Genomic DNA, 1,508 nt, shown 5'->3' on the forward strand with positions numbered 1-1,508 from the left:
CGTGCCGAAGTAAATGCTCTTTCAACTGCTGGATCGAAGAGACTTGCGGTGTTAAATGATCAATTAACATTTTCAGCCTCAAATGCGCCTTATCCGTTAAATGAAACCGCTGGCCCAGCGCCCGGTTAATTCGCATATCGCGCGTCGGTACCAAGCTAAGTTCATTTTCCATCCTGCGGCAGAATTTGCCGGTCCGTGCATAGTTTTTAAAGTGATCGGCGGTATTCTTTCCGTTGTGGTTGATGCGGTTGGCAATAATATGAAAGTGTAAGTTGGCTGAATCTTCATGCTTAAAAACCACCATCTGGTTATGCTCGAAGCCAAACTCTTTGGCAAATTCGGTGGAGATTTGCATGATTTTGTCGTCGGTAGGCTTTTCGCTCGGCGAAAAGCTGAACGACTGATGCCAGACGTATTTGGTAAGCTTCTTGTTTTTGGAGTGATTGTCTGTGTACTGCCGGGCAAGGTAGTCCATATCCAGCGTTCCGTCGGGCTCTATTTTGAGGGCAAGGTTCTGAATATAAACCAGCTCTCCTCTGACGCTTTGCTGCTTACTTTGCTCTCCCGCAGTAGTTTGCTGACCTTTCTGATAATAGCAGTACTCCAAAATCCCTTTGGCGTAGCTGCCTAAACTTGCTTTTCCGATCATTTGCTTGTTTGCTTGATGAATTCCCTGACCGCATTTTCAATCTCGAAGTGGACAGAGGCGATATCTGCCGCCTCGTTTTTCCAGGTAGGTGCAAGTTCCTGCAAGGGCGCTGCGTAGTAGCTTTCATATTTTGAAAGCAGCTCCCGTGCCGATCGGGCTATTCCCCCGGCTTCCCTGAGGAGTTGTTCGTTGCTTTCTCCCGCGCCCAGTACCTGGCTCAGATAGTCCGACAGGGACGTAATCCAGGAACCAGTTTCAGTAAGCGTCTTTTGAAAGGTGCGGATCTCAAAGCTTTCAAAAACCCAGCGGGTGATAAGGTCAGCAAGGAGTCGTACCCGCTGGCTGCTTTGTTGCCACTGCGTCGAGAGCATCTGATGGTCTTTGGTCTTTAAAATAGCGAGCGATAGAATTCCGGCCAGCTGCTCGAGAATCCGGATTGTTTCGGCAGTAGCCTTTGGCAGCGTTCTTTTCTGAGGTCTTTTCAATGGGACATCCAGCGCCAACGAGAGAAAGTACTGACTGGCTGAAAGCCCGCTCTTTTCAATGAGCTGATTGATCTGGCTTTTCTGGTCCGAGCTTACCCAGACCGAAAAGTGCTCCCGTTTGGCAGCGCCCCTTTCCTTGGGCGGCCTGCCTTTCTTGATTTGATTTTTCATGTCTCTTATTGGTTTGGCTATGAGCCGATAGGCGAATAGCAGGGGTCCAGGGGTTTCTCCTGGCCAGCCCGCCGGGGAGTCGCATTTTGCGACGTACCGGCGATAGCTGGCTGGGGAGAAAACCACCGCTCATGTTCGTAACCGTTTGCAAGTGTTTGCAATCGTTCTAGAAAAATCGAGATTATTTGAAAGTATTTGAATTC

At 49.2% G+C, this 1,508-nt stretch carries 3 protein-coding genes; all 3 read right to left on the reverse strand.

Annotation, left to right across the window (positions count from 1 at the left end; genetic code table 11):
• Nucleotides 1-649 (reverse strand): relaxase/mobilization nuclease domain-containing protein (locus tag AAHB90_RS32360; protein WP_342089468.1); only part of this gene is annotated, 649 nt, incomplete at its 3' end.
• Entirely contained in the window at nt 646-1,305 is a 660-nt protein-coding gene (locus tag AAHB90_RS32365) for a plasmid mobilization protein (RefSeq protein ID WP_342089469.1), read from the reverse strand. The genes AAHB90_RS32365 and AAHB90_RS32360, both read right to left, overlap by 4 nt.
• Nucleotides 1,306-1,322: 17 nt before the next feature.
• Nucleotides 1,323-1,508, reverse strand: a 186-nt coding sequence (locus AAHB90_RS32370; RefSeq protein ID WP_342089470.1) for a hypothetical protein, incomplete at its 5' end; no start/stop codon positions are given.

The organism is Dyadobacter sp. OTU695 (assembly GCF_038440355.1).
Taxonomy (GTDB): domain Bacteria; phylum Bacteroidota; class Bacteroidia; order Cytophagales; family Spirosomataceae; genus Dyadobacter.

What these genes read in the sequence shown, in the direction of transcription:
- AAHB90_RS32365 (WP_342089469.1), bottom strand. Translation starts at nt 1,305, where the DNA reads ATGAAAAATCAAATCAAGAAAGGCAGGCCGCCCAAGGAAAGGGGCGCT.